The organism is Fibrobacter sp., assembly GCF_017545445.1.
Lineage (GTDB): Bacteria > Fibrobacterota > Fibrobacteria > Fibrobacterales > Fibrobacteraceae > Fibrobacter.
On record NZ_JAFWOM010000150.1, the window covers coordinates 1 to 3,059 of the forward strand.

Sequence of the window (3,059 nt, forward strand, 5' to 3'; positions counted from 1 at the left end):
GCTGGTAAATATACGCTGGAATATGTTCATCCGGAAGAAATACAGGATACGTACGAGATTGTAGTCGTGTTCGCTAAAGTAGCGATATCCACAGGTTGGGACTGTCCCCGTGCAGAAACCATGATGTCTGTCCGCCGTGCAAAAGATTCTACGCATATCGCGCAGTTGCTTGGCCGTATGGTCCGTACACCCACCCAACAGCGGATTCAGGTGGATGATTCGTTGATTGATGTCCATTTGTATTTGCCGTATTTTGATTCTGAAACGGTCAAGGCGATTGTAAAGGATTTGCAGGACCGTGAAGGCGGTGAACTCCCTACCGAAATTGAATCTGAAAGGTTCGATGACGGCCCTGCACAAATACTGCAAATCAAGCCCAAACGTATTGTGCAGAAACCTGTGGTAATACCTGTTGTAATTGAAGAAAAATCTTCTCCGAAACAGCCTGCTGCTCCGGAAGTAAAAATGCCTGTACAGGAAACATCTGTAAAGGAGTCAACCGCTGAATATAATGCTGCAAAAGATGCCGCTGCAAAGAATGCTCCTAAAGAGGCAACTAGTAAAAAAGAAGAATCAGTCTTTGTCCCGGTTGAAGAGGAGGTTGTTTTAGAAGATGGCATAGATCGCGAGTCTATAGTCAAGTTTATTAACGATTCAGAGTTTGATACTTTCGACGTACGTTCCGTCCGCATCAGTAAAAATCATGTTTCGTCACTGTTTGCCTTGGTTCAGGTTCTGGTAATGACGGATATATGGCGTGATGGGTTGCGGACAGTCAAAACGGAAATTGTGGACTTGATTCGTGATTATGCCGATGGACTCCGCAAGTCCGGGAAATATGAACAACTTTCCAAGGACATCACCGAATTCAAGTTGTCGTCTGAAATATTCGACGTGTATGGAATTTCCATTCAAGACGAAGTTCAAGGCTCAATTGCGACAGCGCAGTCTGATATAGATCGAATCTTTAAACTTGCTGATAAAAAACTAGGTGAAACAGGAATCGGAAACTTCTATATCACCAGTTCGTCCAAGACAGATGCCGATTGGGAAAATCCGGAATTCAAGGTGGATGTCATCTTGTTTGCAGCCGACAGCGAATGCTTGCGAAAGTTGGATGGCTACGCGTCCAAGCGATTCAATGAAATTGATGATGCTTATCGCCGTAAGGTGAACTTGCTCAAGGGCGCCGATGAAAAATTCAAGAAGGAATACAACGATATCGTTAGTAATTCTGCCGAGGTTACCAAGCATGTATTCGGTTTGCCGGAAACGATTATGGGCACGGACCGTGATGGCGAAAAGTTTGAAAAGCATCTTTTCGTCGATGATCATGGTTTTGCAAAATTTAAACTGAATAATTGGGAAAAGAAAACTCTTGCTGAGGAATTTGCTCGCGAAGATTTTGTTACATGGTATAGAAATCCTCCTCGGAAATCGTTCTCGCTCGCATTCCGTATGAAAAGGATAATCAGATAAAGGCGATGTATCCGGACTTTATCATAGTGCGCAAGGATGGTGATTCTTACGTGGCGGATATGTTAGAACCGCACAACCCTGAATTGGGCGATAATCTAGGCAAGGCGAAGGCGTTTGCAAAGTACGCCGAAGAATGCGCCTTGTTCGGGAGAATCCAGCTCATTCGTGTGAACGGAGAACATGTAAAACGACTGGAATTTACCAAGCGCGATATTCGCGAAAGGGTTATGCTTTGCAATAATCTTGAAGACCTAAACCGAGTCTTTGGTGATTGCGCCGTAGAAGAGTGAGTCTAGAAAAAAAATTAAAACCTCTTGACAATCGCCATCTAGTAATTTATATTTAGTGCACAAGTGTGTAGAAAACTATTTTTTGCGCATGGTGTAAAACAATCAAAGCCCCGCCTTTTTATGCATGTAGGCGGAGGGAGGAAAGATGAATACTAGCCAAACAAGGCCTGAAAATGTTATATTGCCATCAAGCAATATGATGTACCCCTTCATGACACTTGACGACAACGCTGAAATTGTCCATTCCGAAATGGGCAAGGACGGCCGCGTTAAGGTGTACATCGAAAAGCCCGACGCAAAAGACGGCTTCCATCGGGCGACATGCTATTTACCCTCCTATACATGGGAAGATATATTCGGTTTTTCAGATGAGGAAATCAATCGCTATAAGAAGGTGATTGAATCTACGGCTCATTTGATAATGGAATTCTCTCAGAAAGGTGGGTTCAGCAATGCCGCAAATCTTTAAGATAGGATCTTTCTGGGTTTATTTCTGGTCCAACGAAGGTGTTCCTCTGGAACCGGTACATGTTCATGTATCGGAAGGTGTACCTGCCGCTAATGCCACTAAAATCTGGATAACTCGAGCTAGAAAATGTCTCTTGGCGAATAACAATTCGCGTATTAATCCGCATGTCTTGCAAAATATTCTTCGGATTATTGAAGCTCGTCATGAGGACGTTGTTGCGAAATGGATTGCTCATTTCAACGAAATATCGTATTTCTGCTAGACTTACTGCAAATTATGGCAAGGGATTTTCGCAGAGAAACCTGGAGCAAATGCGTCAGTTTTTCTTGATTTACTCCAAGGAGATTTCGCAGACAGTGTCTGCGGAATTCACCCTCAGCTACTCCCATTACTTGTTCCTGATGCGTATTGATAATCCCGACGAACGGAAATTCTACGAAATTGAGGCGAAAAACTCGAATTGGAGCCTGCGGGAACTCAAAAGGCAGTTCGATTCCACGCTTTATGAGCGGCTCGCCGTAAGCAAGGATAAGGAATCGGTGAGGGAACTGTCTAAAAAAGGGTGGATCGTTCTTTGCAAGAAAAAGTCGGACTCCCTTGTAGAAATCACTTTGCCCGAAGGCAATTCGCAGATTTTTGCCAGCAAGTATCAAACTGTGTTACCCAACAAGGAACAGTTGATAGAGTTGATCGAAGAGAAGTAGATGCTAAAAAATGCCCCGCCTTTTTATGCTGTTTAAATCTATGCCTTACAGGCATATCTAGTTATAAAAACAAAGTATTTGCAATATCTGAAAAAAGAGGTATATTTGAACATGTAA

The 3,059-nt window shown here is 43.2% G+C and carries 4 protein-coding genes and 1 pseudogene; all 5 read left to right on the forward strand.

Annotated features, from left to right (window positions below):
- Positions 1 to 1,479, forward strand: a pseudogene (locus IKG78_RS17700) (restriction endonuclease subunit R); the annotation flags it as partial.
- A gap of 5 nt (positions 1,480 to 1,484) precedes the next feature.
- Complete coding sequence (locus IKG78_RS17705) at positions 1,485 to 1,769, forward strand: hypothetical protein (RefSeq protein WP_290945953.1); 285 nt, start codon at positions 1,485 to 1,487, stop codon at positions 1,767 to 1,769.
- A 196-nt stretch (positions 1,770 to 1,965) separates the two neighbouring features.
- On the forward strand, positions 1,966 to 2,238 hold the full coding sequence (locus IKG78_RS17710) for a hypothetical protein (RefSeq protein ID WP_073055544.1): 273 nt from the start codon (positions 1,966 to 1,968) through the stop codon (positions 2,236 to 2,238).
- The gene (locus IKG78_RS20450) at positions 2,222 to 2,500 is read left to right on the forward strand and encodes a DUF4160 domain-containing protein (protein WP_073055542.1); all 279 of its coding nucleotides are present in this window, start codon (positions 2,222 to 2,224) and stop codon (positions 2,498 to 2,500) included. Before IKG78_RS17710 ends, IKG78_RS20450 begins: the two co-directional genes overlap by 17 nt.
- Positions 2,403 to 2,942 (forward strand): DUF1016 N-terminal domain-containing protein, encoded by a 540-nt coding sequence (locus IKG78_RS17715; RefSeq protein WP_290945957.1) that lies wholly within the window; start codon positions 2,403 to 2,405, stop codon positions 2,940 to 2,942. Before IKG78_RS20450 ends, IKG78_RS17715 begins: the two co-directional genes overlap by 98 nt.
- Positions 2,943 to 3,059: the final 117 nt, after the last annotated feature.

Bases quoted from the DNA above. Each gene is read 5' to 3' on its own strand.
- IKG78_RS17705 (WP_290945953.1), top strand. From the start codon at position 1,485: ATGTATCCGGACTTTATCATAGTGCGCAAGGATGGTGATTCTTACGTG.
- IKG78_RS17710 (WP_073055544.1), top strand. From the start codon at position 1,966: ATGATGTACCCCTTCATGACACTTGACGACAACGCTGAAATTGTCCAT.
- IKG78_RS20450 (WP_073055542.1), top strand. From the start codon at position 2,222: ATGCCGCAAATCTTTAAGATAGGATCTTTCTGGGTTTATTTCTGGTCC.
- IKG78_RS17715 (WP_290945957.1), top strand. From the start codon at position 2,403: ATGTCTTGCAAAATATTCTTCGGATTATTGAAGCTCGTCATGAGGACG.